We start from the raw sequence: 26263 nt of genomic DNA on the forward strand, positions 1-26263 counted from the left end.
ATGAAAAATATAATCAGAGTAATCGTTTTCGTTTTCATCATCTCAATGTTATTTGCATGTAGTGGGAGAGAGCAATCCCAGTCTTCGTCTGATTATGCGTCAGAAGGCCCGATGGAATCATCTGAGGAAAAAGCCTCAGATGGTTATGGTGGTCAAGCTGACGATTCGGTTCATAATCGAAGCTACAACGAAACAGAAAGAATGGTTATCTACAACGCAAACCTTTCTTTAGAAGTAAAAGATTTTCAAGTGACCGAGGCATTTATCCAAGAAAAAGTGGCTACTTTAGGAGGATATATTATCGAATCTTCCATTTATCATACTGGTACTGACCAAATGAGTGGTAATTTGGTTGTGAAAATTCCACAAAAACACTTTCACAGTTTTATAAACGAAGTAGAAACGGCGAGTGTAAAGGTAATCGATCGAACCGTGAGTGGGAACGATGTTACAGAGGAATTTGTTGATTTAGAATCTCGACTACGTTCAAAACGAGTGGTCGAGGAACGCTTGCTTAGTTTCTTGGAAAAAGCAGAAAAAACAGAAGATCTCCTAAAAATATCGAGTGATCTTGGAAGAGTTCAAGAGGAAATTGAACAATTGCTCGGTAGAATTCAGTACTTAAAAAATAATGTTGACTTCTCAACGGTTTCTATTTATTTGAATGAAAATAAAATCAATGTGGCTACTCTGCAAGAAACGGAAAATCTAAATACGTGGGTTAAAGCGAAAAGCTTATTTATGGACAGTGTTAACGGGATTATTTCGTTTTTCTCAGTGATCATTGTTCTAATGATTGGTTTAAGTCCTATTTTGGTATCGGTGTTTATCGTAGGCTTTGTCATATTGTTACTCCTAAGGAAAAAGAATAATAAACCTTTTGAAGGCTAAGCCGTTCAAAAAATCATGCCACTTTTTCATGTGAGGAAAAAGTGGCATGATTTTTTAGAAGATAAGAAAAAGTACTCGATGTCTAACTTCAAGCACCTTTTGCTTTTCTTATCTGCATTGGGGCAGTAGATGATTGTAAAATACCTAGGAGTATTATTCAAGAGATGAAGCTACATCAATTAGGGTTTTTAGTTCTACAGGCTTTTGATGCCAAGATAATAGTTGAAATCATCTTTCTCTATGAATAAGAAATCAAAGCCTGAACCAATATCAGTCCGATAAATGGCTTTACTTCCATCCTTTAGTTTAACGGTTTCTCCTGAGATCCCTTTTGAGATAGGTTGATAAAAAGTGTCAATCTGCACCTTTGCTTGTGAATGTTCATTATAATAAGTAACTGTAATATGTTTTTGTGCTTCGCTATAGCTACCACCGGAATGAGTAACTTCAAATGGGAGATACCTCGGTAATAAGACTTTCTTATGAAATTTCCCCTCAAACTTAGAAACGGCTTCCTCTATTGTATACTCTTCTCCTAGTGGGTTATCAGGAGTAATTCGTTTTATCCCATCTAACAATTCATCAGCTTGGACAAGGTTTATAGGTGTAGCGAGTATACATAAAAACAAAAAGAATATGTTACTTATTTTCATGATCATGGCTCCTTTCGTTTTTTTATTGTAGTGTTATTAAATTTTGTTTAACAAGCAGATTTATTCCAACGATTAACGTAGAAAGATTTTTGATTTTGTAAGTCAAGTGACAAATATCATCATTTTCAAAAATATTTATTACCTATTATTAGTACTAGGTGACAAATGTAACTTGTGTTTATAGTCGTAAATTTGGTAGGATTTTATTTGTATAAGAGAATAGAGAATGCTTTCTTTGAGAAAATAGAAATACTTGGTAAAAAGTTACTATTTTTCTTGAAAAAAACTGGTTTTGAGGAAATAAATTTTGAGGGGGAGCTCAAATGAATATACCACAATTAAAAATTGCTCACATGACACCAAAGGTTCCAATTATGCAGGGAGGAATGGGAGTTGCCATTTCATTAAGCGGTCTAGCTTCAGCTGTTGCTAATGCAGGTGGAATAGGGATCATTTCAGGAACTGGTATTCCAATTGACGAAATGAGAGCGCAAATTCGTAAAGCTAGAGAATTGACAAATGGTGTTGGCTATATCGGAGTTAATGTTTTGTTTGCCATGACTGATTTTGCTAATACAATTAAAGCTGCTATGGAAGAAAAAGTTGATTTTATCATCTCAGGAGCAGGGATTTCTCGCGATATGTACCAGTGGGGCAGAGAATACGGCGTTCCAGTTATTTCAATTGTATCGTCTGGAAAGCTCGCAAAAATTTCACAGAAATTAGGTGCAGCGGCGGTTGTTGTTGAAGGGTTTGAAGCAGGTGGACACCTAGGAACAGATCGCCCGTTATTTGATATTTTACCGGAGGTTGTGGCGGCTGTTGATATTCCGGTCATTGCAGCTGGTGGAATTATGAATGGAGAAGATATTGCAAGAGCCCTAAAAATGGGAGCGTCAGGTGTTCAAATGGGAACTCGTTTTGTCGCTAGCGTCGAATGTGACGCGCCAGAATCTTACAAACAAAAATACATTGATTGCCAAGAAGGTGACACGGTATTAGTAAAAACAACGGTTGGTTTACACGGTCGAGCGATTAAAATGGATTTGTTGAAAGAGTTAATAACCTAGAAAAAATTAAAATTGAAAAATGTCATTCTTGCTTAAAACAATGTAATTATCAATTTTGTACACTTGACTCGTTAGTTCAAGCTGTCAAAGGGAATGTTGAGAATGGAATTGTATTTGCAGGAGCAAGAGTTAGTGAAATAAAAGAAATTTTACCGGTTCAAACAATCATTGACGATTTAATGGACTCATGTGAAAGATCGTTTGCACTAAAGGCAGTTCAGTAAAGATAGAAACGAGTAGAGGAAATAGCCTCTACTCGTTTTTTTTACTAGGTAAGAAAGTATAAAATTTCAACGTAAAAACTGTGCTTCATGTAGTAACTCTAGGAGTAACACACGTTGTGAACGAGGTCAGTAGCTTTTGTCGGGGCTACCCAAAGAAAAAGGACTACACTTTTTCCCTGGGCGCTTGCGCTTTTCTTACTCTTTTGCAAATGTAATTGTAGCAATCGCATCATGGACATGGATTGATTCTTCATTTCGGCATTCTACCGTAAATTCCTTTACAAGAGGGTTCTCATAAAGATCAGCGGCAACAAGGCGAACCATGTCTTCAACAAATCTTGGATTCTCATAAGCTTTTTCTGTAACCATTTTTTCATCAGGGCGTTTTAACACTGGGTGCAATTTGGCACTAGCGTTTGATTCGGCTGCTTCTAAAAGGAACTTCTTCCAATCTTGATTAGCAATACTGTCTGAATAAAGAACAGTATCGATCCTTACATAGCCGCGTTGATTATGAGCACTATATTCGCTAATTTCCTTGGAACATGGACATAGTGTTGTAATTGCTGCAGTTAATCCAGTTTCATAGATACATTGATCCGTTTCAACGTCATACGTAACAGTAATTCTCGCGTCAGCATGCATTAAACCTATTTTTGCTAAGGCTGGACTTTTTCTTTCAAAAAACCATGGGAATGTAACTTCAATCGTTGCCGACGTTTGTTCCATTTTTTCAGCTAATTCCTTCGTGAAACTTCTTAATTGTTCAAATGATAGAACAAAGCCAGCTTCGTGATATTGGTGTAAAAGCTCAGTTAGGCGACTCATGTTAATTCCTTTTGACATTTGCTTTAAACTTGTTGTTAACGCAAATGTGGCGATCGTTGTTTGAACTTTCGGTTCTAGTTCAGAGTGGACAATTACCGGATGCTTTACATTGCTAATTCCAACTGAATTAATGGCAAAAAGAAAATCATCTGGTTTATTTTGCAAATCAGGCATCTCGGCTTTCTCCGTAGGCTTTGTACCCTTTATTGGTGGAACAGATCCGAAACGCTTATGTCTTTCTGCTTTCGAAGGCAGATCTACTGTTTTTATCATAAGTATTAACCCTCACTTTTCTTTCTGAAGTTCAAAATAATTCATTTGCTTTCATTATAGTAACAATCTTCGTATTGTACAAAAGATATGAACTGCCACTATAGGTTTTTACCTAAGCAAATCTTTCAATTCTGTTTCAACTGTTCTCTATACCCCTTTTTCTGCATATTTTAAATCAAAGGAAAGTTAGGGGGTAAATATTGTGAACCGGTTTGCATATTATAGCGAAGATCCTGAGCAGGTCGAAGAATATGTAAAATCAATCTTGCCGTTTATCTCTGATATTCGTGAGTTTGAGATGTATTATATCGAACAAACGCCATATATCGAAATAATTGAAAAAAGCGGATACTTGCACCGTCGGGTATTTTATAGCCGAAAAGAATATGAAGCAAGTGTGAAAAATTCATACCGGAAATTCGTTAAAAAGCTCAGCTACACGTTTATCTTACGGGATGATACGTTAAATGAAGTTTGGTTAAATACGAGTGGGAAAATGATTGAAACGTTAAATATTCTTCACATGCTTGGGATTAAAGAATTCCATCATTATCGAAATAAAGCTACTTATAAAGCTACGAACCTTGTTCCTAACCATGATTTTAATGTCCTTGTCGAAGATGTGGATGAAAATAAGCTTTTTCTAGCAAAATTTCGATTTCCATATGCCTGTAAACGAATTAAGGCTGTGGAATATATTCAACAATTTGGCTATCTAAAGCCGTATGCGACGAAATTTGAATACGGTGAAAACCTGACCTATTTTGATAAAAATTCAATTCGTGAAGCTGAAGCTTATGAGTATGCAACGAACAATTTATTTTTATTTGAGGATGAGGAAATTAATTTAAAAACAGGAATGATGATTATTGAAGAGGTGGCAAAGTTGTCAGGAGGAGATGTAAATATTGTTTTAATATCTCCGTAGATAATCATAGGCCTGTATTCCTTTTCATACATTGTATTAATGCAAAGGTGAGGAGGAAGGAAGTTGCGAAAAGTAATTCAAAGTTTAAAAGTGAATGAGACAATTAAAGAACACTTTTTGCTCACTAGTCTACAAACGAAGCTTGGTAAAAATGGAACCTATTTTGAAATGACATTAGCCGATGCTTCAGGTGAAATTAAAGCAAGAAAATGGGATCTATCCGAAAAAGACTATCAGCTGTATGATATTATTCACAAAGAGCTTCCCCAAGTTGTCCTTATCAAAGGATTAACCCGACAGTTTCAACAATCAATGGATTTGAAAGTTTTTTATATCATTCTTCCAGACATTGAAACATCGATTTCCATATCAGAATTTCTACCATCTGCACCAATACAGGTTGAAGAGACGTTTCGAGAACTAGAAGAAACGATAACAAGCTTACAAAATGAGACGCTACGAAGAATTGTAAATGAAGTGTTTTATTTATACAAACCTTTTCTCGCGCAATATCCTGCTTCAATACATGGGCATCAAGGGTATGGGGGATTACTTTGGCATACGATGAACACAGTGAGAGTTTGCGAGACAGTTGTTGGTCTATACCCAAAAATGTTAAACCGTGACCTCTTAATAAGTGGAGCCATCCTACATGACCTAGCTAAGATAAAAGACTATAAACTTGAAAAAGGGATCGTTACAAAAGTCACCGACAAATCAAAGTTTATAGGCCACATTGTTACAATGGCTCACGATATAAGGGAAACAGCACGAATGTTAAATATTGATGTTCACTCTCAAGAGGTCGAGTTATTAGAACATATGGTATTAAGCCATCACGGAAAAGCAGAGTATGGCAGTCCAGTTGAGCCGACAATCCCAGAGGCATTCGCGCTTCATTTAGTGGATGCGCTGGATACAAGACTAGGTGTTGTTCACCATTTGTGGGAAAAAACTCCGCAAGGGGAATGGTCTGACTGGTCGAAAGTACTTGAGAAAAGATTAAAGAAGGTAACGTTAGAAGGATGACTTTTCATAAGTCATCCTTTTTCTTATAATAAGGTGAGGTGAAAAAAAATGGCAAAAGAGAAGAAAACGAACGCGATGCGATTATTAGATAAAGAGAAAATCACATACGAGACTTATACATACGATAGTGAAGATGGGAAAATTGATGGTGTGTCTGTTGCCCACAAAATATCGAAGGACATTCACCTGGTCTATAAGACATTGGTAGCCAAAGGTGCTAGTAAGGAATACTTCGTCTATATTGTTCCTGTCTGGCATGAATTAGATTTGAAGAAAGCAGCCAAAGCCGTTGGCGAAAAGAAGATTGAGCTGATTCCGGTAAAGGATATATTAGGCATAACAGGGTATATCCGTGGTGGCTGTTCGCCAGTCGGTATGAAAAAGCTTTTTCACACAGTCATTGATGCTAGTGCTGAGAGTTTACCATCCATTATTGTAAGTGGCGGCAAAATCGGAATTCAAATCGAGCTAGCCGTAGAGGATTTGTTGAAAGTTACAAAGGGTGCTTTAGCAGAGTTAGTTATAAAGTGAATATAGAAAAAATGTAGAATGTAGAATTATCGAAGGGGCATCGAAGAAGCGCTAAGGCTAAAGACTACATTCTTTATTTTACTTTTAAGAGCTGATAGTTGTGTTTAGGCTCTTTTTCTTTGTGTTCAATTAGTACCATTTTGAAGGCGAGTAAGCTCGTAGTTAATAAAACTAGCAATGTTCCGGCAATTACACCTGGCCAATGCCAGTAATGCCAAAAAAATCCTAAGTAGAAACTGCCAAGGCTCCCACCGACATAATAGGATGTTAGGTATAAGCCTGATGCGGATGCCTTTGCGAAGAAAGCACGTTTACTTACCCATGCATTTAAAGCTGAATGAGCAAAAAAGAAACCAAAGCTTAGTAGTAATAACCCAGCGATAATTGCCGGTAAGTTAATAAAAAGCATGATCACAGTGCCGGTTACCATGAGGATAATCCCTAGTCCAATCGTTACACTTTGCGACCATAATAAAGCCGTTTTTCCTGCTAGTGTTGAACTAATCGTACCAGGCAAATAGGTTAAGAATAACACACCAATAAAAACGGTCGGAAGTAAAAATGGCGGAGCAGTCAATAAATATGTGACATAATTATAGAGTCCTACAAAGATAAAGAAATGTAAGCCTCCAACCAAAAAGGCAAGTTGGAGATTTTGATTTTTTAAATGCTTAAAATAGTCACCGACGGCCTTATGACGCTCGAATTTTCGTGTTTTAAAATAGCTTGAAGGCGGCAGCAACTTCATAAATAAGACGAAAAAAACCAGGCTGATCAAGCCAATCAAAATAAATGAAATTCTCCAATTAAAGATCTCTGTGAATACCCCGCTTAATACTCTACCACTCATTCCCCCGATGGAGTTCATGCTAATGTAAATGCCAATAGCGACACCTAACGCTCTTGGAGAAAATTCTTCTCCTATATAAGCAATGGCAATTGTTGGTATCCCAGCAATAAACGCTCCTTGTAAAATGCGTAAGACTAAAAGACTATGAAAGCTTTGAACAAATGCAATCGCAAACGTAGTAAGTATCAAAAGAATAGTTGCCACCATCATTACTTTTTTTCTTCCGAGAGCATCTGAAAGTGCACTAAAGAAAAAGAAAAATAGTGCGACACTAAGCAAAGCTGATGAAACAGTTAAACTAGAGGCTAAGGGAGATACAGAAAATTCTAAACTAATTAATGGTAATATGGGTTGTGTGTAATATAAATTGGCAAAGGCGATGAAGGATGCTAGGCCAAGAGCAATTGAAGCTTGCCAAAATGCTTTTGATTTTAATTCGATCAATTTTATCACCTCTTCGTAGTTGATTCTAATCTTACAGTCGCTAAAGAGATAAATAAAATATATAATATTTATAAATAACATAAATATTATTTATGGAGGCTGGTATGGAAATTCGTCAGTTACAATGTTTCTTTGAAACAGCAAAATCGAATAGTTTCACAAAAGCAGCGGAAAAGCTGTATATCGCTCAGCCAGCTGTCAGTATGGCTATAAAAAAATTAGAGAAAGAGCTAGGGATTACCTTGTTTCATCGACATGATCGGGCTGTCCGATTAACTGTGGAAGGCGAGCGCTTTCTTATTCATGTTCAAAAGATTTTTGATCAATTAGAAGAAGCCAGGCTAGAGATGGAAGAATTACGTGGGTTAGAAAGAGGTGAAGTGAAATTAGGGTTACCTTCAATGATGGGGTCGTTTTACTTCCCAAATATTATCGTAGCCTTCAAAAAAGCTTATCCCCATTTAAACATCTCGATTATTGAAGATGGTACAAAGCAAATTCAAGCGAATATTGAAAATGATACAATTGATTTAGGTGTTATTATTTTAGACGAAACGACAAAGGAACTTGAATCAATTCCAATTATTAATGAGGAAATGGTTGTTTGTGTTCCGGCAACACACAAACTTGCTCAGGGGAAAAGTATAACCTACGAGCAATTGGCAGGAGAAGCTCTCGTTTTGTTTAAAGAGGGCTACTTTCAAAGAGACATTGTCATCAACCATATTCAAGATTTGGGACTCGTTCCGAATATTGCCTTTGAAACGAATCAAATATCGCTAACAAAGTCTTTAACAAGAAAAGGGTTAGGGGTAACGTTATTTTTGAAAATGGTGATACAAGATGATAAGGACTTTGTCCCGTTATCGTTGACGCCACCTATTACTTTGTCCCTTGGCCTTGCATGGAAAAAAAGGACGTATCTATCAAAAGCTAACGAAGCTTTCGTAGATTTCGTCCGTAATGAAAAATGGGTTCTTTAGTTTTGAGGTATGAGTTTAGAGTTATGTTTGGATTTGCTAATCACCAATACTGAAAACTTGTACCTATTTTTTCGAAAGTTTCTCAACGATTTCGTGCAAATCTCCGGGTTTTAAAAATTCAATTGGAGAAACATTCTTCTCAAACTGAAACATATCGCCTTCGATGAGAACGACATAGCGGTCATTTACTTTTGCTATGTGGATAGAGTCACCGAAATCGGCAAGAAGCCCCTTCACTGACATATGATCCAGTTTTAACTTCAGCTCAATTTCCGGAGCATGCTCGATAATTCGGGTTGTTGCCTCAACAACTTGCTCTTCGGACCATCTTTCTTGAAGTTCTCGCTTTGGGCTCGTTGCCCATACTTCTAAGTCACTTTCCGCTTGAACACGTTCCTCAGAAGGTTCAGTAAAAACATTGTCAATATCTTCGTAAACTAAATCGACCATTTGCTGCTTTACAATCTCAGGCATTGATTTTTCATACGTGACTCCTTTTAAGAAGTCCTCAAAGTAACGAGAGTGGGAAGCTTGATGGATTTTTAGCTCACCTGGCTCTAACATTCCTTCCTCAGGCATGTAAGGATATTGAATTGATTTCATATTTTTTGTTGTAATGGCCATCTCAACGTTATTAATCAGTGTCTTATCATCAGTGATTGATGCAACTTTTGGCTCGAAATCACATTTCATAACGAATACAAAAGGCTCATCAAAGTACTTGTTTAGTTTTGCTGTAGCAATGATTAATACGCCGCCCCTAACTGCGGTTGTATCGGTATAGGTTTGGATGAGTTCACGGCATCCTTTTGAAAACTCGTCAATCTGAGTAGCGTTTCGGATACGGTTGAACAAGTTATAGTTTGGATTAGAGGCTAAATCATAACCAGGCTCAACGATAAACCGTCCAATTTTTGTTGGCACTTGCTCGGATTTTGGATGGCGCTCAACTTTACGCTTTGTAATTTTCATCAGCTCACCATTTAAGAATGGTTTAAGCGCGCTTTCTGAATACTTGTAATCATCTAGTGTTGCCAACTGTTTGTAAGATTTATTTGCTTGTTCACCAGTACCTTCTATATTAATAATTGAAAATGAAAGGTATTGAATATCAAAATCCATGATTTTTTTCACCTCTTAAAAAATAGAAAAGGACGATTGTCAATAGACAAAGTCCTTTATAACAAGCTTAGAAACTATAAACGTTTTTAGTATATGATGTCTAGCGCAAGCACCCAGCCCCTCGAGGTCAAATAACCTTCGAGAATAAAAGTGAAAGAGCACACTTTTTTCTCGAAGAACATTTGCTTGTCGCTGCTCCTGCGGTTACTCGTCGCAAACAAACCATCTGCTCCTGCGGTTACTCGTCGCAAAGCAGAGAAGTAACCCGAGGAAGTTCCTTTGCTACCCAGGGTGCTTGCACTCTTCTTAACTATAAAACTTCTTTTAATTGATATTGTTGGTAGATAAATTGTATCGAAGCGGCATTAAATTTTTCAGGCTGGTCAATGTTACATACATGACCTGAATCCTCAATACATTCTAATGCCAACTTGTCGTTTTGACCAACCAACTCTTTTACTGGTGGAAGGAATAAATAATCTTCTTTGCCCATTACAAATAATGTAGGGATATTAAAGAAGTCTCGTTGAAGCTTACTTAAAAATGGATTGATCGCTCTTGTGACAGAGAACCATTTAATAAATTCTTTTTGACACATTTTTTTTGCTTGATCAACAAAGGCATTTCGAGATTCCGTATGGGTCGACCTAGGCATGATAATCCATGCAAATAAGCGATAGAGCCACATGTAAGGAATGAAGTGCTTCCCTAAATTCCCGACTGTTATAAGGAAATTGGTACGAATATCAAGCTTAATTACTGCGCCACCCAGTATCATTGAGCTAATCCGCTCTGGATGTTTTTGAGCCATTGTTTGAACAACAATAGTTCCTAGTGATATCCCAACAAAGTGTGTTTCCTTTATGTTTAGATAATCTAACACTTCAATTACATCATCAGAAATTTGGACAAAAGAATCTCCTTTTTGCCAACGGGACTTCTTTGATTTACCGTGACCTCTTAGATCAATCAGGAGGACATTGAAGTGTTTTCGAAAATCTTTTATTTGTTTAAAAAAAGTGTTAGAGTTTCCGCCTGCACCATGAATAAACGTGACCCAAGGCTTTTCTTCGCTGTTAAGGTATTCACGATAATATAGCACGTAAACAACACCTCGCTTTTCAATAAAATACTCTAGCTATTATAACACGACTTTACTAGAATAGGGGAATTGTACAAACTAGTAATATTTAGATGATCAATGATGTAGTAATAGCAAGGTAGAATGGGTGTTAGTAGGGAAGCGATATAGAGGCAGTCAGGTAGGAGGGCTCTATGACCGTTTTTTTAATAAATGTAAAATATTATCGCGTAGAATGGTTTTGCGGACCGCATTCTCCTAATAAATGTAAAATACAGTCTCGTATAATGATTTTGCGGACCGCACCCTCCTAATAAATGTAAAATATAGTCTCGTATAATGATTTTGTGGACCGTATTCTCCTAATAAATGTAAAATATAGTCTTGTATAATGGTTTTGCGGACCGTATCCTCCTAATAAATGTAAAATATAGTCTCGTATAATGGTTTTGTGGACCGCACCCTCCTAAAAAATGTAAAATACAGTCTCGTATAATGGTTTTGCGGACCGTGTTTTCCTAATAAATGTAAAATACAGTCTCGTATAATGGTTTTGCGGACCGTGTTTTCCTAATAAATGTAAAATACAGTCTCGTATAATGGTTTTGCGGACCGTGTTTTCCTAATAAATGTAAAATATAGTCTCGTATAATGGTTTGCGGACCGTGTTTTCCTAATAAATGTAAAATATAGTCTCGTATAATGGTTTTGTGGACCGTGTTCTCCTAATAAATGTAAAATACAGTCTCGTATAATGGTTTTGCGGACCGTGTTTTCCTAATAAATGTAAAATACAGTCTCGTATAATGGTTTTGCGGACCGTGTTTTCCTAATAAATGTAAAATATAGTCTCGTATAATGGTATTGCGGACCGCGACATCCTAATAAATGTAAAATATAGTCGCATATAATGGTATTGCGGACCGCAAATCCTAATAAATGTAAAATGCAGTCACGTAGAATAGTTTTACGGACCATGCTCTCCTAAAAAAATGTAAAATTCGGTCGCGTAGACCTAATCTACCCGTTCCCTTTGAATTAATGTTAAACCAGATCTCGAAGATGGGTTCTACTTGACCCTGGTAACCAAAATGGTAGTAAGCTAATTGATAATATGGTACAAGTAAGTAATGATTTACTTTTTTTGAAAGGTATTTTTTTCAAATAAGGCGAAATATAATGAATAAAGTATGTTACATAGAGAGGAAGAGGTTCATGAATTTTCAGGATTATGAATATGTAAGACCAGATCTTAACAAAATGGAGGTTCAATTTAACGAGTTATTTGAGAAATTTTCCAATGCGAAAACGTTTGAGGTGCAGGACGAAATAATGGCAGGTATTAATGAGCTGCGAAACGAATTTGAATCAATGTCGCAACTGGTTTACATCAGACACACGATTGATACAAATGACGTATTTTACAAAACAGAGCAAGATTACTTTGATGAGGTAGATCCGCTATACCAAGGTTTTGTAAACAAGTACTATGAGGCATTATCGAACTCGACTTTCCGGGCGCAGTTAGAAGAAAAGTGGGGAAAGCAATTATTTGCGATGGCGGAACTTTCGCAGAAGACATTCTCACCTGAGATCGTTGAAGATTTACAGCTTGAAAACAAGCTTTCAAGTGAGTATACAAAATTGATTGCGTCTGCAAAAATCGATTTTGAAGGGGAAGAAAGAAATTTATCGCAATTAGTACCGTTTCAATTGTCGACTGATCGCGACATGAGAAAAAAAGCGATGGAAGCAAAGTATAATTTCTTTTCTGAAAATGAAGAAAAAATTGATAATATTTATGATCAGTTAGTAAAGGTCAGAACAAAGATCGCGCGTAAACTGGGTTTTAACAATTTCGTTGAGCTTGGCTATGCAAGAATGAACCGGATTGATTATAACGGTGAAATGGTTGCCAACTTTCGTAATCAAGTAAAAGAATTTATCGTACCAGTTGCTAGTCAGCTAAAAGAAAGCAGCGTGCGAGAATTGGCGTTAAAGAATTAAAGTATTATGATGATCGTTTTGCTTTTAGTACTGGAAATGCGACGCCAAAAGGTGATCCAGAATGGATTATTGCAAATGGAGAAAAGATGTACCAGGAATTATCTAAAGAAACAGACGAGTTTTTTACATTTATGAGAGAAAAACAGCTACTAGACCTTGTTAGCAAAAAAGGCAAAGCTGGTGGTGGATACTGCACGTACATTTCTAAGTTTTCATCTCCGTTTATTTTTGCGAATTTTAACGGGACAAGTGGAGATATCGATGTATTAACTCATGAAGTGGGGCATGCGTTTCAAGTGTATTTAAGTCGAGGCTTTGCTGTTCCTGAGTATCACTTCCCGACATATGAAGCTTGTGAAATTCACTCTATGAGTATGGAATTCTTTTGCTGGCCGTGGATGGAGCTATTCTTTAAAGAAGATACAGATAAATACAAGTTCCATCATTTAAGTGACGCTTTACTATTTATTCCATATGGCGTTAGCGTAGATGAATTCCAGCATTTTATTTATGAAAATCCGGATTTAACTCCAGAAGAACGTAAGCGTGGCTGGAGAGAAATTGAGAAAAAGTACTTACCACATCGAAACTACGCTGAAAATGATTATTTAGAGCGCGGTGGTTTTTGGCACCAACAAGGTCATATCTTTAATAGTCCATTTTATTACATTGACTACACGCTAGCGCAAATATGTGCGTTCCAATTTTGGAAGCGCGCTAATGAAGATCAAGATGGAGCATGGGCTGATTATGTGACATTATGCAAAAAAGGTGGTAGTCAATCATTTACCGAACTTGTAGCAGTGGCGAACTTAATCTCACCATTTAAAGATGGTTGTGTAGAGTCAGTTATAGGTGAGATTGAAGGATGGCTTAATGGGGTTGATGACAGTAAACTATAAAGCGATTATTCTTTTTGATGGGGTTTGTAACTTTTGTAACAGCAGCGTGCAATTTATCATTAAGAGAGATAAAGATGCTTACTTTCAGTTTGCTTCTCTTCAAAGTGATATTGGACAAAAGTTAGTCAAAGAACACTCAGTGCCAAAAGAGATAAACAGTCTTGTTTTAATTGAAGATGGGCGTTATTTCCTAAAATCGACTGCAGCTTTAAAAATTTGTAGAAATTTAAATGGATATTGGCGTCTATTTACGGTTTTTTGATCATTCCAACTCCAATTCGTGATGTGGTTTATGAATTTATTGCAAAGAATCGTTATAAGTGGTTTGGCAAAGGAGATAGTTGCTCGCTCCCGAGCGCTGACATTCGAAAAAGATTTTTAAGTTGATTTCCAATGTGGGATAACTTAGGTCTACCTTGTAAATAGTTTTTACTTCGAAAGTTCACTTTCTATATCAAGTGAAGTTTGCGCAAAATAATTTATTTTGAAAGTGAACTTCCATTAGGGTTCTACCCTTTAAATAGGTAAACATCGAAAGTTCACTTTCTCTTATCAAGTTTAGGTAGCGCAGAATAGATTTATATTCTTAATGGTGAAAGTGAACTTTCTTAGGTCTAACCAAAAATGGTTAGGCCTTTTTGTGGGGCAAATTTATTGGAATGAAGTTTAAATGGATAAAAATAACTTTTTTTGCAAATGATACTCTAGAATTTAATAGATAGGAGTGATTTAAATGAAGAGATTATCAGTTAGTTTTTTCATAGGTTTTTTATTATGTATGAGTATAGTGACAACAACCCATGCTCATATGGATTGTGAGGGTATTAATGAAGTTGAATTAACTGAAGCTCAAAAACAAGAGCTAGAAACGCTAATGAAAAAAATTTTTTCTGATAAACAAGAAGTAATTAACAAGTACGTTGAGTATGGCGTTTTTAATGAAGAAACAGGACAAAAGATGGTCGAGAAATTTGATAAACGTTTCGAAATATTAAAGGAAAACGGCTTTATACCAAAGTGGGATAAATATTGTAAGGAAAAAGGAAAGCGTAGTCACAAAGACCATTAGGATACGATAAAAGCTTGGAGTAAACCCAAGCTTTTATTTTTTTAAACATTTAGCCGAGAAGACTTCTGCATAAAGTCATAGGGCTTGTGAAAAATAGGGATAACTGAAAGAGGAGAAGGAGAGAGATAAATAAATGGCAGTAACATTGGCAGACGTAAAAGAAGCGCGGGAGAAGATGAAGGGAATCGTTCATGTCACACCACTTGATTATTCGAGTACGTTTAGTGAACTTGCAAATAATGAAGTTTTTCTCAAGCTAGAAAACCTTCAGAAGACAGGATCATTTAAAGTAAGAGGTTCTTGTAATAAGTTGTTTTCGTTAAGTGACCACGAGCTCCATAGGGGGGTAATTGCTGCTTCTGCAGGTAACCACGCCCAAGGAGTCGCATATTCAGCGAAAATGTTAAAAATACCTTGCTCGATCGTTATGCCTAAAGGTGCTCCATTAAGTAAGATTGAAGCAACAAAGCGATATGGGGCTGAAGTTATCTTAAAGGGAAGTAGTTTTGATGAGGCATTGCATTTTGCGCTTCAACTGCAAAAGAAAACGGGAGCTTCATTTGTCCATCCATTTGATGATGAGGCAATCATCGCTGGGCAAGGAACAATAGGATTAGAACTTATTGAACAACTACCAACTACTGAGGCAATTATTTGTCCTGTTGGTGGTGGAGGCTTGATTGCAGGGATAGCTTTCGTAGCTAAGCAACTAAATCCAAACATAAAAGTCTATGGTGTTCAGGCATCAGCATGTCCTAGTATGAAACATTCATTGGTAGCGAAAGAGCCCATTGAAATTGAGGCGGACCCGACAATGGCAGACGGTATTGCAGTAAAAAAACCAGGTGTACGAAACTTTGATATCGTTCGTAACTATGTCGATGATATTTATTGTGTTGATGAAATGGAAATTTCTCGTACGATGTTAATGGTCCTTGAACGAAACAAGTTGCTTTTAGAAGGTTCAGGAGCGACCGCTTTAGCTGCATTACTTTATAAAAAAATTCCAATCGAAGGTAAAAAGGTTGTAGCGATCTTAAGTGGTGGGAATGTCGATGTGAATTTTATTTCGAGAATAATTGAACATGGAATGGTGGAAGCTGGTCGCTTTGTCCATTTTTCAACAATCCTAAAAGACAAACCAGGACACCTTCAGGAAGTATTGGGACTAATTTCAGAGCTCGGGGGCAATATACTATCTATTTCCTTACAACATGTTGGTGAGAAAATATTCCCGGGTTATGCTCAACTACTATTATCTATGGAAACTAAAAATCGAAACCATATAGAACAAATACTGACTCAGTTGAGGGAGAGGGGCTATGAGTTAGACGTCTTATTGTAAGCACTTTTCTTTGTTGCATATTACGTTATTAAGAAATTCACTCATATGAATAAATATAAAAATGTTGCGCATACTTCTTTCGAGGTGAACAATATGAAAAAATTATTAATGGTAGGAATTCTTTGTTTTATGATGGGAATTCAATTAATCGAAGTTGAAAACGTATCGGCAAATAGTGACGACGATCTGGTTATTCATATTATTACGACTGAGTTTGAATCGGAAACTGAAGATGGAAAAGAAATTGAGGTATATCGTTGGGATCCAGGTACCATTTTTGTACCTAAAGGAAAAGATGTTACGTTAAGTTTTATGGTGTAAAAGGGAAATCACATCCGTTTTATATTGAAGGAACTGATGTAAAAGGAAATGTAAAAAAAGGCGAGGAAACAAGAGTAAAGGTTAACTTTTCTGAGGAAGGCATATACCGAATTGTCTGTACCGCCCATGAAACCTTGCAACAGAAATGGACCAATGATTGGATATATCGTCGTAAGATAAGTAAATTAATGGTGAAAAACAGGAAAAACCGAGCGAAGATTCCTCATCTTGGCTCGGTTTTTAATACTTTATATGGAATTAAAGTATAAGAAAAGGTAGGCGGTTCCTCGCCAGTTTTTCTAATCTTATGATAATAATAACTTAAAATTTTGCCGCGATAATGTCTCTGTATCCTCTTAATTCCTTAAAAAACAAAAGCCCTACCTCTCTTTTATCATTACGGCTCCTTGGCCGTGCACTTATAATAAGGCTAGCTAAGCGTTAAAAGATGCCAGACGATTTTACTCGTAAATATTAAATATGGTTTATATATGTCATGTAATTAATTTACGTAGGAAAGAAAATCCAATAACTTTAAGTGTGTTCATAAGCAATAGAGTTAACTATAACATATTCATATAAATAAAGCAACTAAATCAAGTCTGTTTTATCTCTGACGCCATTCTATCTCACCAGATTTAGTTCTTTATCTATGTTCACTTTAAAATTGTGCTTTTTATAAAAGTGAACAAGGCGCTCTTTATGATCCCAGTCGCGTTTCACAATATCACCTGTAATAGATGCAATATTTTGGTCTTTAGCAAGTTCCTTTAAATAATTTATGCAAATTGAGCCATAACCCCTATTTTCCTGGACCTTTAATATCACCTATATGAATGGTGTTTTCATCGGCATAGGAGGCCTGAATTGAAAAGTCCCAGTTTCCACGAAAGGCACTTTCACAATCATTGAGCATTATTTTGCAGTTATCACCGTCGTCTGCAGCATAAATAATCACCCAATTATTTTCCTTTGTTTGTTCAATTCCGATTACCTGCCACTTCTTAGCAATTTCCTTTAGGTTATCCTGAATCCGAAACATTTGAAACTCAAGATCTTCAATTTCTTCCTTTAATTCATCTTCATTTTTGGTTTCTCGCTCATCAAGAAAAGCGGATTTGAAAGACATTTGGTATTGCTCCTTCCTTATTGTTCTTGATCCACTAAGGGGAGTGTTTAAAGTATCGTTATGCCAAAAGTAGTGAAAATGTTCTTGTAATTAGCTCTAACTACAAACAACAGTTATCTATTATACTAGAATATATGTAATTTAGCAAACGTTTTATAAATTACATGAGTGTTGAATTATATTTGAAAAACCGATAAAATAGGTATGAATAATAAGTTTTAGGGGTGTACAATATGATTAAAGAAATTCCGATTTCCTATGTAAGAACAAACCAAGTATTTTTAGTTGCACTAACGGGAAGTTCGATCGTTTTCCAAAGCAGTTGGCTTTTAGTAATAGCATTCCTTTTTGTAGTTTTTCCTTTAATGTTTGGTCAAAAGGGAAATCTAGCTTTTCAAATAGCCAAACGAATGTTTCCAAAACCTTCGAGTGGAAAAACAGAGGCAGCAGAACTCCAGAAGTTCAACCAAACAATTGCTGCTGTATTACTTACAATCGCCCTGATTGTCCATTTTTTATTTGATAGCTGGATTGCATGGCTTTTTGTAGGTATGGTTACAGTTGCTGCAACGATTGCATTACTCGGTTTTTGTGTAGGTTGTTTTTTATATTTCCAATTTAAGAGATTTAAATTTAAAGTAAAGAAAGTTTGATCTGATGTTTAGTAATAGCAAGAAGTAAATTAACGGAAAAATACAAACACCTCTTTTCTCAGGCGAATGCTTGTCTTTCTTGAAGTGCTTTAGAGAGGGATTGAAGCAAAAAAAATTATTTACCCAAATCAAAAGGGGAGAAGTTTTTTATGGGAAAAATCTATATAATTCACGAAAATAGTGAATGGACTACTCATTTAACAAAAAGATTAGAAGAACTTGAGTTGCCTTATGAAGAGTGGCATCTCTCAAAAGGAACAGTGGATTTGGGTTCGGTTGCACCTGAAGGGGTTTTTTATAACCGGATGAGTGCGTCATCACATACAAGAGGCAATCGCTTTGCTCCGGAACTAACTGGAGCTATGTTAGCTTGGTTAGAACGAAATGGAAAAAAAGTGTTCAATGGTAGTCATGCTCTTCAGTTAGAACTTAGCAAAGTAAACCAATATATGGCCCTTAACTTAGAAGGGATTGAGACACCGAGAACCATTGCAGCAGTAGGGAAAGAACAGCTAATAGAAGCAGCGAAAACATTTGCTGGTCAGAAATTTATTACGAAGCACAATCGAGCTGGTAAAGGTTTAGGCGTCCAATTATTCATAGTATTGAGAGTTTAAGAGATTATGTTTATAGTGAACAATTCGATGAGCCGGTCGATGGTATTACACTTATCCAACAATATATTGAAGCGCCTGAACCTATTATTACAAGGTGTGAATTTATTGGTGGGAAGTTTTTGTATGCAGTGAACGTAAATACAACAGAAGGCTTTGAACTTTGTCCGGCTGACGCTTGTCAAATAGGCGATTTGTTTTGTCCAGTAGGTGAAGTACGGGAGAAAAAGCCAAAGTTTGAAATTGACTCAGAATTTCATCATCCAATCATTAAGAAATACGAACGATTCCTTTCTGCCAATCGAATTGATGTAGCAGGAATTGAATTTATCCGTAATAAAGAAGGAAACATTTTTACGTATGATGTGAATACGAACACGAACTACAATCCTGAAGCTGAGGTAATAGCCAATCGATATGGTATGCTAGAGTTGGCAAAGTTTTTGGGCTCTCAGCTTGCAAATGCTGCAAAGAAGAACTAGAGAAAAATTCTCTAGTTTTTTTGTTGAAATCTTCTGGAAATTTAAACTTAAATGCTATAACGTTAAGGAGAGAAAATCTTTCGTAGGGGGAGAATAGATGGGCATTCATTTTCGAAAAAAGGAAGAATGGTTTCACTTTTTTGATGCATCGGGAAATGAAATAAGACGGAAAACAGAAATTCGCTTTGATCCACTAACACAAGAAACTTCAAGATTAGTTTTTGATCCAGGAATGAAGGTAACTCCTCCTGATTATTTTGAGGAAGCAGAAAAAACAGGAGGAGCTAATTGTCCTTTTTGTGCGGACAATGTTTTAAAGCTCACACCAGTATTTCCAAATAGAATTTCTGAACAAGGAAGAATTGCTGTTGGGGATGCATTACTATTTCCAAATCTGTTTCCATATAGTAAACATAATGGAGTTGTCATATTTTCCAAAAAGCATTATGTACAATTAGAAGAATTTACGGAAACGATGATCCGAGATGCCTTCATGGCTGCAAAACAATATATTGAACGAGTAATGGCTAACGATGAAGACGCCAGATACGCTTCGATAAATTGGAATTACCTACCTTTAGCCGGTGGAAGTATCCTCCATCCCCATCTACATATTATCGTGTCAGAAACGCCGATGAATTATCAGGATAAAATGAACAAGTATACTTCTAGCTATGAAAAAGAACATGGTGAAGATTTTCTTGAAAAGCTGTATGTTACAGAGAAAGCTTTAGGAGAAAGATGGATAGGCGAAAAAGGGAACGTTGCTTGGATGCATGCATTCGCACCGAAAAGTCATAATGATTTTATTGCTATTTTTCCGCGTGTATCTACAGTGTCGGAACTTAGTGAACAGGATATTTTCGATTTTGCCAGTAGCTTAAAAGGGATTTTTGCTACATTAGCTAGTCAGGGGTTTGCTAGTTTTAATATGGCCCTTACCTTCACTGAGCATAGCCAAATTCATGCGAGACTAATTCCTCGTCTAACAGTAGGTGCTCTTAGTACGAGTGACATGAGTTTCTTTCAGGCGTTACAACAAGAACCACTAAGCTATAAAGTTCCTGAAGAAGTAGCAAAAATAGCGAGAGAATCCTTTAAAAATATCTAAGGGTCGTTTCAAAACTGCAGTTGAGCCTGCAGTTTTTTTTGTTTAGGATTTTTGAGTTTTCCTACCTGTGGATAAATTTAATTACAGTAATAGTCTAGCTCCAGCGCTTTGTTCTTTCGCGAAACAATTCTTCATATCATTTTGATTGTAAGTTAATATTTGGTAGGATAGTAGAAGTGGTTATACAATAACTCGATAAATTGTAAAAATAAGGAGTTTTACTGATGGCAAAAGTAATTTTATTTGATTTAGATGGAACATTACTCCCGATGGATACAGATGCTTTTGTAAAAAGTATTTAGGGCACTTAGCACCGAAAGTGGCACATATTATTGATCCAGAGCCTTTCTTAAAGGCATTGTGGGCTGGAACGGAAGCGATGATGCGTAATCTTGATCATGAAAAAACAAATGAAATGGTATTTGAAGAAACATTTTTACAACTAGTGAACTTAAAGAAAGAGGATATTTGGCCAACGTTAGACGATTTTTATACGAATGTCTTTCCGACCCTATCCCATCTTTCTTCACCGACACCATTAGCTAGAAAAGTAGTCAGTACTGCGTTAGAACGCGGGTACCGAGTTGCAGTAGCTACAAATCCGGTGTTCCCTAAAGCGGCTATCCACGAGCGTTTAAACTGGGCAGGAATTGCAGATATGCCTTTTGAGGTTGTGACTGTTTACGAAAATAGTTCGTTTACAAAACCTCATCCAGAATATTATCAAGAAATTTGCGATCGATTAGAAGTCAACCCAAAAGAATGCATTATGATCGGAAATGATAAACAAGAAGATTTGGCAGCATCTAAAATTGGCATGAAGACTTTTTTAGTAGAGGATTATGTCATTGATCGTGGTGAGCCTGTTTATCCAATTGACGATCATGGCACGCTCGAACAGTTACATGAAAAACTAGTCAATAGAGAAGGGTTATTCAAGGAATAAAAATCGTATGAAAGGTGGGTTTCAAGATATGGAGAAAGGTTTAGCTGTCATTCCTAAATTAGAAACTGATCACTACCTTTTAAGAGGAATGACACTTGAAGATACTCCAACCATGTTCGTTTTTATGAGTGACCTAAACACGATGAAATATATAACATCAAATCCCGTTCGTACAGTTGCTGAGCTAGCCTCGAACATTGAACAAAGTTTAAAAAACTTTAAAGAGACGAAAGAAATTCCATGGGTGATCGTTGATAAAGCTAATGGAGAGACGATTGGGATGTTTCGCTTTCATAAATTAAATTTATGGCATAAAAAAGCAGAAATGGGAGTTGTGATTAGGGAAGATTATCAAAAAAAAGGGGTAATGTCAGAGCTTTTAAGCACAATCCTTCCCTTTGGTTTTCATAATCTTGGCTTAAATCGAATTGTTGGCGATATCTTTGCTGAGAATCAAGGCTCTGAAAAATTGTTACATAAGTTTGGCTTTCAAAAAGAAGGTCAATTTCGCCAAACGGATTTTGATGGTAGTCGTTTTCACGATACAGTGGTATTTTCGTTATTAAAAGACGAATTTATAAAAATAGAGCGTTCTTGACTACATATTTTGCCGAATACCCACTTCTTTTTAGAAGTTTTGTCACATAGGAGGAAAAGCAATAGCTTCATATTTAATAGTATAGAAACAGCGGATTTTTCCTGGCAAACTTTGAGAAGAGGTGGAGGTAACATGTATACAATTAAAGATGTTTCGAAACAATTAAAAGTTTCGGTAGGTAATTTAAAGACTTGGGAAAATGTATTTGCAGATTTTTTTCAAGTGAATAGAACGAAATCTGGTTCAAGGATTTATGGTGAAACAGAAATTACGATTATAAAGAAAATTAAGCTCATGAAGGATAAGAATTTGAGCGATGAAATGGTTAAATTTATTTTAGAAACGAATGATCAATGCGAAAATCGTGAAGTGCCTGAGGAAATTCAAACCGAGTATGACTTGAAGTATGCAGATATCGTAGCTTTGCAGACTGAAACCGTTCAGGCTGTGAAAAGTATCTCAAATTCTATCGATCAATTCAAAGGTGAATTCATTAATGAAGTCAAAGAAAAATTGACGAATGAAGTAAAAAAAGAAATAACAAAAGGTAATTCGATTACAGAGGGCCTCGTACAAACGTATTCAAATGAAGTGCTTGATACGTACAAAAAAACTTCTGGACAAATCACAAGGCTAAAACGCGAAATCGAAAGAGAACAAGAAGAGAAGCTCTTTTTACAAAAGAAAGTTGAAGAAAGGGAGGAGCTCTTCCAAGAGTTTGTTCAAAGTTATCGTCAATCAGCTGCAGCGATTGAGGAACGAAATGAAAAAAGAAAGCTGTCCTATTGGTTAAATTTAATTACCAAAACAGCAAAACCGAAAATGTAATGTAGAGATGAGTCGGGCGTTGAACGCCTGGCTCATCCTTTTTTGTGAAAATGAAAACCCTAGGCTCGGCCTAGGGTTCCAAAAAGCTTCCAGCGAGGTATTAAAAAAACTCCACCGTGGTGCTAAAATATATTTGGTTCGCCAACCAATATATCAAGCAAACGGGGGAGTTTTATGTCAAAAGACATTAACAGTTTAGCACATACAAAATGGAATTGTAAGTATCACATTGTATTTGCACCAAAGTATAGAAGACAAGTAATATACGGAAAATTAAAGAAAGATATAGGAGAAATATTAAGAACATTATGCGAAAGAAAAGGAGTTGAAATAATCGAAGCAACCGCATGTAAGGATCATGTACATATGCTAGTAAGTATTCCACCCAAAATAAGTGTGTCCTCATTTGTTGGGTATTTAAAAGGAAAAAGTAGTTTGATGATCTTTGATAGGCACGCAAATTTGAAGTATAGATATGGAAATCGGAAATTTTGGTGTACTGGCTTTTATGTAGATACGGTAGGAAGAAATAAGAAAGTCATTGAAGAATACATTAAAAATCAAATACAAGATGATATAGTCGCAGAACAGTTAAGTTTATTAGAGTACGTTGATCCATTTACAGGAGAAGAAGTGAACAAAGGAAAGAAGAGGATAAAATAGGCCTTTGAGGTCTGGCCAGTAGAAGTAGTACAAATGGCGAACCGTTCAGTAGCCCTTTAGGGCCTGGTCAGTAACAAAGGCTTTCAGCCGCAGAACAAACCACCCGTTGTCACGGGTGGTTTTGATTGTTTTGGTTAAGAAAAGAAAGATTATTGTACTTAGTTAGTATAACTTTCTACATAGATCCTTGCGATTTTTCCTGTCTTCCTTTAACGTCCAACCCCTCGAGTCGAATAACCTTCTAGAACGAAAGTGATAAGCGCACTTTTTCTCTGGAAGACATGCAGTTTTAAATTGCAGACTTCATGTTCCAAGGATAGCTGTTGGAACGCCACAAGGCATAAAAGTGCGAAATTCATGTTCCAAGGATAACTGTTGGAACGCGACAAGGCATTTCGGGTTAACCGGGAGATTCATCTTGTCTTATTTCCTATCAAGCATTTCCTTCGTTAGATTGGCGATTGTCTTGCCAGTTGGGAGATTTTCGAGTCTACTTTTTGGATCGTAAACCTTTTGTGAAGGCCAAAGTCCGTGGTGGCCTGAGAAGATGAAACTAATTAAACAAGCGAGAAAAAAGTATTCGGCTCCTTTACCGTCAAACATTTCAACTGCTAATATAAGGCAAGCAATTGGAGTGTTTGCTCCACCACAGAATACAGCAATTAGGCCAATCGCAGCGAGAAAAGACATTGGTAGTCCAACAATTGAGGATAAAGTATTGCCGAGCGTAGATCCGATAAAAAATAATGGAATTGCTTCTCCCCCTACGAATCCAAACCCCATTGTCACTGCTGTAAAAATAAGCTTGCCCAGAAAGGCAAACGTGGGAACAGTTTCTGTAAACGATTGTTCAATCATATCTAAACCACGTCCGTTATAATCATAAGAACCAACGATGAGCGTGAAGGCAACAATGAGAATTCCACCAACAAATCCTCTTAGCATATGGGACTTTAAATGTTTTTCAGAGAAGTTTTGTAGATAATGCCTTAGTTGACAGTAGAGGATACTCACGAGACTAAATAATAAACAGACAAAGAAAAACTTTCCGAAAGTAACTATAGTTAGCTCTGGAACTTTTTCTATGATGAAATGTTCATGTCGATAGCTCCAAAACTGGGTTGCAACTAGGTGCCCAACAAAACTGCCTGTAAAACATGGGACAATCGCTTCATATCTCAACCTGCCGATAGAAGCCATCTCCATTCCGAAAACAGCACCAGTAATCGGTGCTCCAAAAGCAGCCCCAAATCCACTGCTTATACCCGTCATCATTAAAAGGTTTGTATCAATTGGCGTCACCTTAAATAGTCGATTTACCGTTTCAGAGATGCTGCCCCCCATTTGAATCGCTGCACCTTCTCTTCCAGTGGAGCCTCCAAATAAAACAGTAATAAAAGTACCGAGATAAACAATCGGTCCCATTCTTCGATGAACCTTACCATGACTATGAATTTGATCTAGAATGAGATTGTTTCCTTTAGCGGATGATTTACCGTATTTTTGATAAATATACCCTATTAGGACACCACCGAGAGGAAGAAGATAGATTAATCCTGGGTGAGCCATTCTGGTGTTACCTAAAAAATCATTCGTATTTAACAGAATTGCTGTTGTGGAACCGGTAATCGCCCCGATCATACTGCCGAATATGATCCATTTGAAAAGGAGCGAAAGAAACGTAAGGTAATTTGTTTTCTTTAACTTCAAAGCAAGCACCTCATTAGGACTAAGTCTCCTGTTCTTTTGGATTGGCTGCTTTCTCTATTTACTAACCAAGTTGTTTGAAAATGCACGATTTATGTGCTTTGAATAAAATCAATACGTCTATAGAGTCTCCTTGATTGTTATTTTTAACCAAAGCTTTTATGTTGATTTGACCATGGAAGGCCAATAAACGCACACTAGACTTTTTTCTAGATTTTTTCGTATTCCGTTGTTCATATTTAGTTCATATTCTCTTGTTATAATGTGAGGGTTAAAGGATGTGATCACAATCAACAAAGGATGGTTGAAAATTACTTTTGCAGTCGCCATTTGTTTCGTCATTATCTTGTTAATTATGAATAAACAACTAATTCCGGTGTTCATGGCAGGAGATCTAGAACAATTTATTAGCAGTGTAAACGAACAGTTTCTACCCATGTTCATCATCACGTTTATTTTAATGATCATTCATAACGTCATAACAGTTATACCACTAATATTGATACTTACCGTTAATATCAGTTTTTACGGGTTTGTTTGCGGTTTAATTTGGAGTTGGTTAGTTAGTATTTTAGGAGCAACATTAATTTTTGTAGGTGCCCGCTATTTCTTTAGAGATTTTCTAGAGAAAAGAATTAGTGACTCAGTGAAAAGTAAGGCAGAAGAGAATGGTTTTATGTATGTGTTATTGGCACGGATTTTCCCTTTTGTCCCAACAAATCTAGTGAATATTATTAGTGGAGTAAGCTCGATTAGATTTAAAGATTTTTTTATTGCGACGAGTATTGGTAATTTGATTTACTTTTTCACTCTTTCATTAGTACCACTTGGTCTTGCATCTGGAAATAGTGATTTGATTATTTTAATTTCAGTATTTCTTATTGTAGCTGCTTTTCTTTATAAAAGACGAAAACAGAAAACAGAAGATAATCTCAAGAAAAAACAATTAGTTTAATAGATTAATTGTTTTTTGTTTTTCTT

The 26263-nt window shown here is 36.4% G+C and carries 21 protein-coding genes and 5 pseudogenes; 19 read left to right on the plus strand and 7 right to left on the minus strand.

Going from position 1 to position 26263, the window contains the following annotated elements; genetic code table 11:
• Window positions 1–891: a DUF4349 domain-containing protein gene (locus H1D32_RS11135; protein WP_261178372.1), complete on the plus strand. Its 891-nt coding sequence runs from the start codon at window positions 1–3 to the stop codon at window positions 889–891.
• Window positions 892–1085: 194 nt separating this feature from the next.
• Here H1D32_RS11135 and H1D32_RS11140 read toward each other — a convergent pair whose 3' ends face one another.
• The gene (locus tag H1D32_RS11140) at window positions 1086–1544 is read right to left on the minus strand and encodes a hypothetical protein (protein ID WP_261178373.1); all 459 of its coding nucleotides are present in this window, start codon (window positions 1542–1544) and stop codon (window positions 1086–1088) included.
• Between the two features lie 323 nt (window positions 1545–1867).
• Between H1D32_RS11140 and H1D32_RS11145 the strand changes: the two are divergent.
• A pseudogene (locus H1D32_RS11145) lies at window positions 1868–2838 on the plus strand (NAD(P)H-dependent flavin oxidoreductase).
• 195 nt (window positions 2839–3033) lie between these two features.
• On the opposite strand, the gene folE2 reads toward H1D32_RS11145, so the two are convergent.
• On the minus strand, window positions 3034–3939 hold the full coding sequence (gene folE2, locus H1D32_RS11150) for a GTP cyclohydrolase FolE2 (protein ID WP_261178374.1): 906 nt from the start codon (window positions 3937–3939) through the stop codon (window positions 3034–3036).
• 202 nt (window positions 3940–4141) lie between these two features.
• Between folE2 and H1D32_RS11155 the strand changes: the two genes are divergently transcribed.
• The 3 genes from H1D32_RS11155 to ybaK all read left to right on the plus strand — a co-directional run bounded on the left by H1D32_RS11155 (window position 4142) and on the right by ybaK (window position 6427).
• A complete protein-coding gene (locus H1D32_RS11155) occupies window positions 4142–4867 on the plus strand; it encodes a hypothetical protein (RefSeq protein WP_261178375.1) in 726 nt (241 codons plus the stop codon).
• A 63-nt stretch (window positions 4868–4930) separates the two neighbouring features.
• A complete protein-coding gene (locus H1D32_RS11160) occupies window positions 4931–5896 on the plus strand; it encodes a 3'-5' exoribonuclease YhaM family protein (protein ID WP_261178376.1) in 966 nt (321 codons plus the stop codon).
• Window positions 5897–5944: 48 nt separating this feature from the next.
• The gene (gene ybaK / locus H1D32_RS11165; RefSeq protein ID WP_261178378.1) at window positions 5945–6427 is read left to right on the plus strand and encodes a Cys-tRNA(Pro) deacylase; all 483 of its coding nucleotides are present in this window, start codon (window positions 5945–5947) and stop codon (window positions 6425–6427) included.
• A gap of 73 nt (window positions 6428–6500) precedes the next feature.
• Here ybaK and H1D32_RS11170 read toward each other — a convergent pair whose 3' ends face one another.
• The gene (locus H1D32_RS11170) at window positions 6501–7721 is read right to left on the minus strand and encodes an MFS transporter (RefSeq protein WP_261178379.1); all 1221 of its coding nucleotides are present in this window, start codon (window positions 7719–7721) and stop codon (window positions 6501–6503) included.
• Between the two features lie 104 nt (window positions 7722–7825).
• Between H1D32_RS11170 and H1D32_RS11175 the strand changes: the two genes are divergently transcribed.
• The gene (locus H1D32_RS11175) at window positions 7826–8704 is read left to right on the plus strand and encodes a LysR family transcriptional regulator (RefSeq protein WP_261178380.1); all 879 of its coding nucleotides are present in this window, start codon (window positions 7826–7828) and stop codon (window positions 8702–8704) included.
• Window positions 8705–8767: 63 nt separating this feature from the next.
• On the opposite strand, the gene H1D32_RS11180 is transcribed toward H1D32_RS11175, so the two are convergent.
• Window positions 8768–9826 carry a DUF3900 domain-containing protein gene (locus tag H1D32_RS11180; protein WP_261178381.1) on the minus strand — a complete coding sequence of 353 codons (1059 nt, stop codon included), beginning with the start codon at window positions 9824–9826 and terminating at the stop codon, window positions 8768–8770.
• Window positions 9827–10136: 310 nt separating this feature from the next.
• Entirely contained in the window at window positions 10137–10928 is a 792-nt protein-coding gene (locus H1D32_RS11185) for an alpha/beta fold hydrolase (protein ID WP_261178382.1), read from the minus strand.
• A gap of 1194 nt (window positions 10929–12122) precedes the next feature.
• On the opposite strand from H1D32_RS11185, the pseudogene H1D32_RS11190 reads away from it, so the two are divergent.
• The 5 genes and pseudogenes from H1D32_RS11190 (at window position 12123) to H1D32_RS11210 (ending at window position 16551) form a co-directional block, all read left to right on the plus strand.
• Window positions 12123–13816, plus strand: a pseudogene (locus tag H1D32_RS11190) (M3 family oligoendopeptidase).
• Window positions 13800–14203 (plus strand): annotated as a pseudogene (locus H1D32_RS11195) (thiol-disulfide oxidoreductase DCC family protein). The pseudogenes H1D32_RS11190 and H1D32_RS11195 overlap by 17 nt, the downstream one beginning before the upstream one ends.
• Window positions 14204–14549: 346 nt before the next feature.
• Window positions 14550–14885, plus strand: a complete 336-nt coding sequence (locus H1D32_RS11200; RefSeq protein WP_261178383.1) for a YckD family protein — start codon at window positions 14550–14552, stop codon at window positions 14883–14885.
• Window positions 14886–15018: 133 nt separating this feature from the next.
• Entirely contained in the window at window positions 15019–16230 is a 1212-nt protein-coding gene (gene ilvA, locus H1D32_RS11205; protein WP_261178384.1) for a threonine ammonia-lyase, read from the plus strand.
• A gap of 93 nt (window positions 16231–16323) precedes the next feature.
• The gene (locus H1D32_RS11210) at window positions 16324–16551 is read left to right on the plus strand and encodes a hypothetical protein (RefSeq protein WP_261178385.1); all 228 of its coding nucleotides are present in this window, start codon (window positions 16324–16326) and stop codon (window positions 16549–16551) included.
• 607 nt (window positions 16552–17158) lie between these two features.
• Here the strand turns inward: H1D32_RS11210 and H1D32_RS11215 are convergent.
• Window positions 17159–17680: pseudogene (locus H1D32_RS11215) on the minus strand (hypothetical protein).
• Window positions 17681–17913: 233 nt separating this feature from the next.
• Between H1D32_RS11215 and H1D32_RS11220 the strand changes: the two are divergent.
• The 7 genes and pseudogenes from H1D32_RS11220 to tnpA all read left to right on the plus strand — a co-directional run bounded on the left by H1D32_RS11220 (window position 17914) and on the right by tnpA (window position 23575).
• The gene (locus tag H1D32_RS11220) at window positions 17914–18333 is read left to right on the plus strand and encodes a DUF4395 domain-containing protein (RefSeq protein WP_261178386.1); all 420 of its coding nucleotides are present in this window, start codon (window positions 17914–17916) and stop codon (window positions 18331–18333) included.
• 149 nt (window positions 18334–18482) lie between these two features.
• A pseudogene (locus H1D32_RS11225) lies at window positions 18483–19429 on the plus strand (ATP-grasp domain-containing protein).
• Window positions 19430–19526: 97 nt separating this feature from the next.
• Entirely contained in the window at window positions 19527–20540 is a 1014-nt protein-coding gene (locus H1D32_RS11230) for a hypothetical protein (protein ID WP_261178387.1), read from the plus strand.
• Window positions 20541–20859: 319 nt separating this feature from the next.
• A complete protein-coding gene (locus H1D32_RS11235; protein WP_314733398.1) occupies window positions 20860–21486 on the plus strand; it encodes an HAD family hydrolase in 627 nt (208 codons plus the stop codon).
• A 28-nt stretch (window positions 21487–21514) separates the two neighbouring features.
• Complete coding sequence (locus H1D32_RS11240) at window positions 21515–22084, plus strand: GNAT family N-acetyltransferase (protein ID WP_261178388.1); 570 nt, start codon at window positions 21515–21517, stop codon at window positions 22082–22084.
• A 132-nt stretch (window positions 22085–22216) separates the two neighbouring features.
• Window positions 22217–22912, plus strand: coding sequence for a MerR family transcriptional regulator (locus H1D32_RS11245; RefSeq protein WP_261178389.1), 696 nt, complete (start codon window positions 22217–22219; stop codon window positions 22910–22912).
• Window positions 22913–23086: 174 nt separating this feature from the next.
• Window positions 23087–23575: an IS200/IS605 family transposase gene (tnpA, locus tag H1D32_RS11250; protein WP_261178390.1), complete on the plus strand. Its 489-nt coding sequence runs from the start codon at window positions 23087–23089 to the stop codon at window positions 23573–23575.
• A gap of 423 nt (window positions 23576–23998) precedes the next feature.
• Here the strand turns inward: tnpA and H1D32_RS11255 are convergent, their stop codons facing one another.
• Window positions 23999–25285 (minus strand): voltage-gated chloride channel family protein, encoded by a 1287-nt coding sequence (locus H1D32_RS11255; RefSeq protein ID WP_261178391.1) that lies wholly within the window; start codon window positions 25283–25285, stop codon window positions 23999–24001.
• Between the two features lie 277 nt (window positions 25286–25562).
• Here H1D32_RS11255 and H1D32_RS11260 point away from each other — a divergent pair, with 277 nt between their 5' ends.
• Window positions 25563–26237, plus strand: a complete 675-nt coding sequence (locus tag H1D32_RS11260) for a TVP38/TMEM64 family protein (RefSeq protein ID WP_261178392.1) — start codon at window positions 25563–25565, stop codon at window positions 26235–26237.
• Window positions 26238–26263 lie beyond the last annotated feature (26 nt).

The organism is Anaerobacillus sp. CMMVII, from assembly GCF_025377685.1.
Taxonomy (GTDB): domain Bacteria; phylum Bacillota; class Bacilli; order Bacillales; family Anaerobacillaceae; genus Anaerobacillus.

Bases quoted from the DNA above. Each gene is read 5' to 3' on its own strand.
- H1D32_RS11135 (WP_261178372.1), top strand. From the start codon at position 1: ATGAAAAATATAATCAGAGTAATCGTTTTCGTTTTCATCATCTCAATG.
- H1D32_RS11140 (WP_261178373.1), bottom strand. From the start codon at position 1,544: ATGAAAATAAGTAACATATTCTTTTTGTTTTTATGTATACTCGCTACA.
- folE2 (WP_261178374.1), bottom strand. From the start codon at position 3,939: ATGATAAAAACAGTAGATCTGCCTTCGAAAGCAGAAAGACATAAGCGT.
- ybaK (WP_261178378.1), top strand. From the start codon at position 5,945: ATGGCAAAAGAGAAGAAAACGAACGCGATGCGATTATTAGATAAAGAG.
- H1D32_RS11175 (WP_261178380.1), top strand. From the start codon at position 7,826: ATGGAAATTCGTCAGTTACAATGTTTCTTTGAAACAGCAAAATCGAAT.
- H1D32_RS11180 (WP_261178381.1), bottom strand. From the start codon at position 9,826: ATGGATTTTGATATTCAATACCTTTCATTTTCAATTATTAATATAGAA.
- H1D32_RS11200 (WP_261178383.1), top strand. From the start codon at position 14,550: ATGAAGAGATTATCAGTTAGTTTTTTCATAGGTTTTTTATTATGTATG.
- ilvA (WP_261178384.1), top strand. From the start codon at position 15,019: ATGGCAGTAACATTGGCAGACGTAAAAGAAGCGCGGGAGAAGATGAAG.
- H1D32_RS11210 (WP_261178385.1), top strand. From the start codon at position 16,324: ATGAAAAAATTATTAATGGTAGGAATTCTTTGTTTTATGATGGGAATT.
- H1D32_RS11220 (WP_261178386.1), top strand. From the start codon at position 17,914: ATGATTAAAGAAATTCCGATTTCCTATGTAAGAACAAACCAAGTATTT.
- H1D32_RS11230 (WP_261178387.1), top strand. From the start codon at position 19,527: ATGGGCATTCATTTTCGAAAAAAGGAAGAATGGTTTCACTTTTTTGAT.
- H1D32_RS11240 (WP_261178388.1), top strand. From the start codon at position 21,515: ATGGAGAAAGGTTTAGCTGTCATTCCTAAATTAGAAACTGATCACTAC.
- H1D32_RS11245 (WP_261178389.1), top strand. From the start codon at position 22,217: ATGTATACAATTAAAGATGTTTCGAAACAATTAAAAGTTTCGGTAGGT.
- tnpA (WP_261178390.1), top strand. From the start codon at position 23,087: ATGTCAAAAGACATTAACAGTTTAGCACATACAAAATGGAATTGTAAG.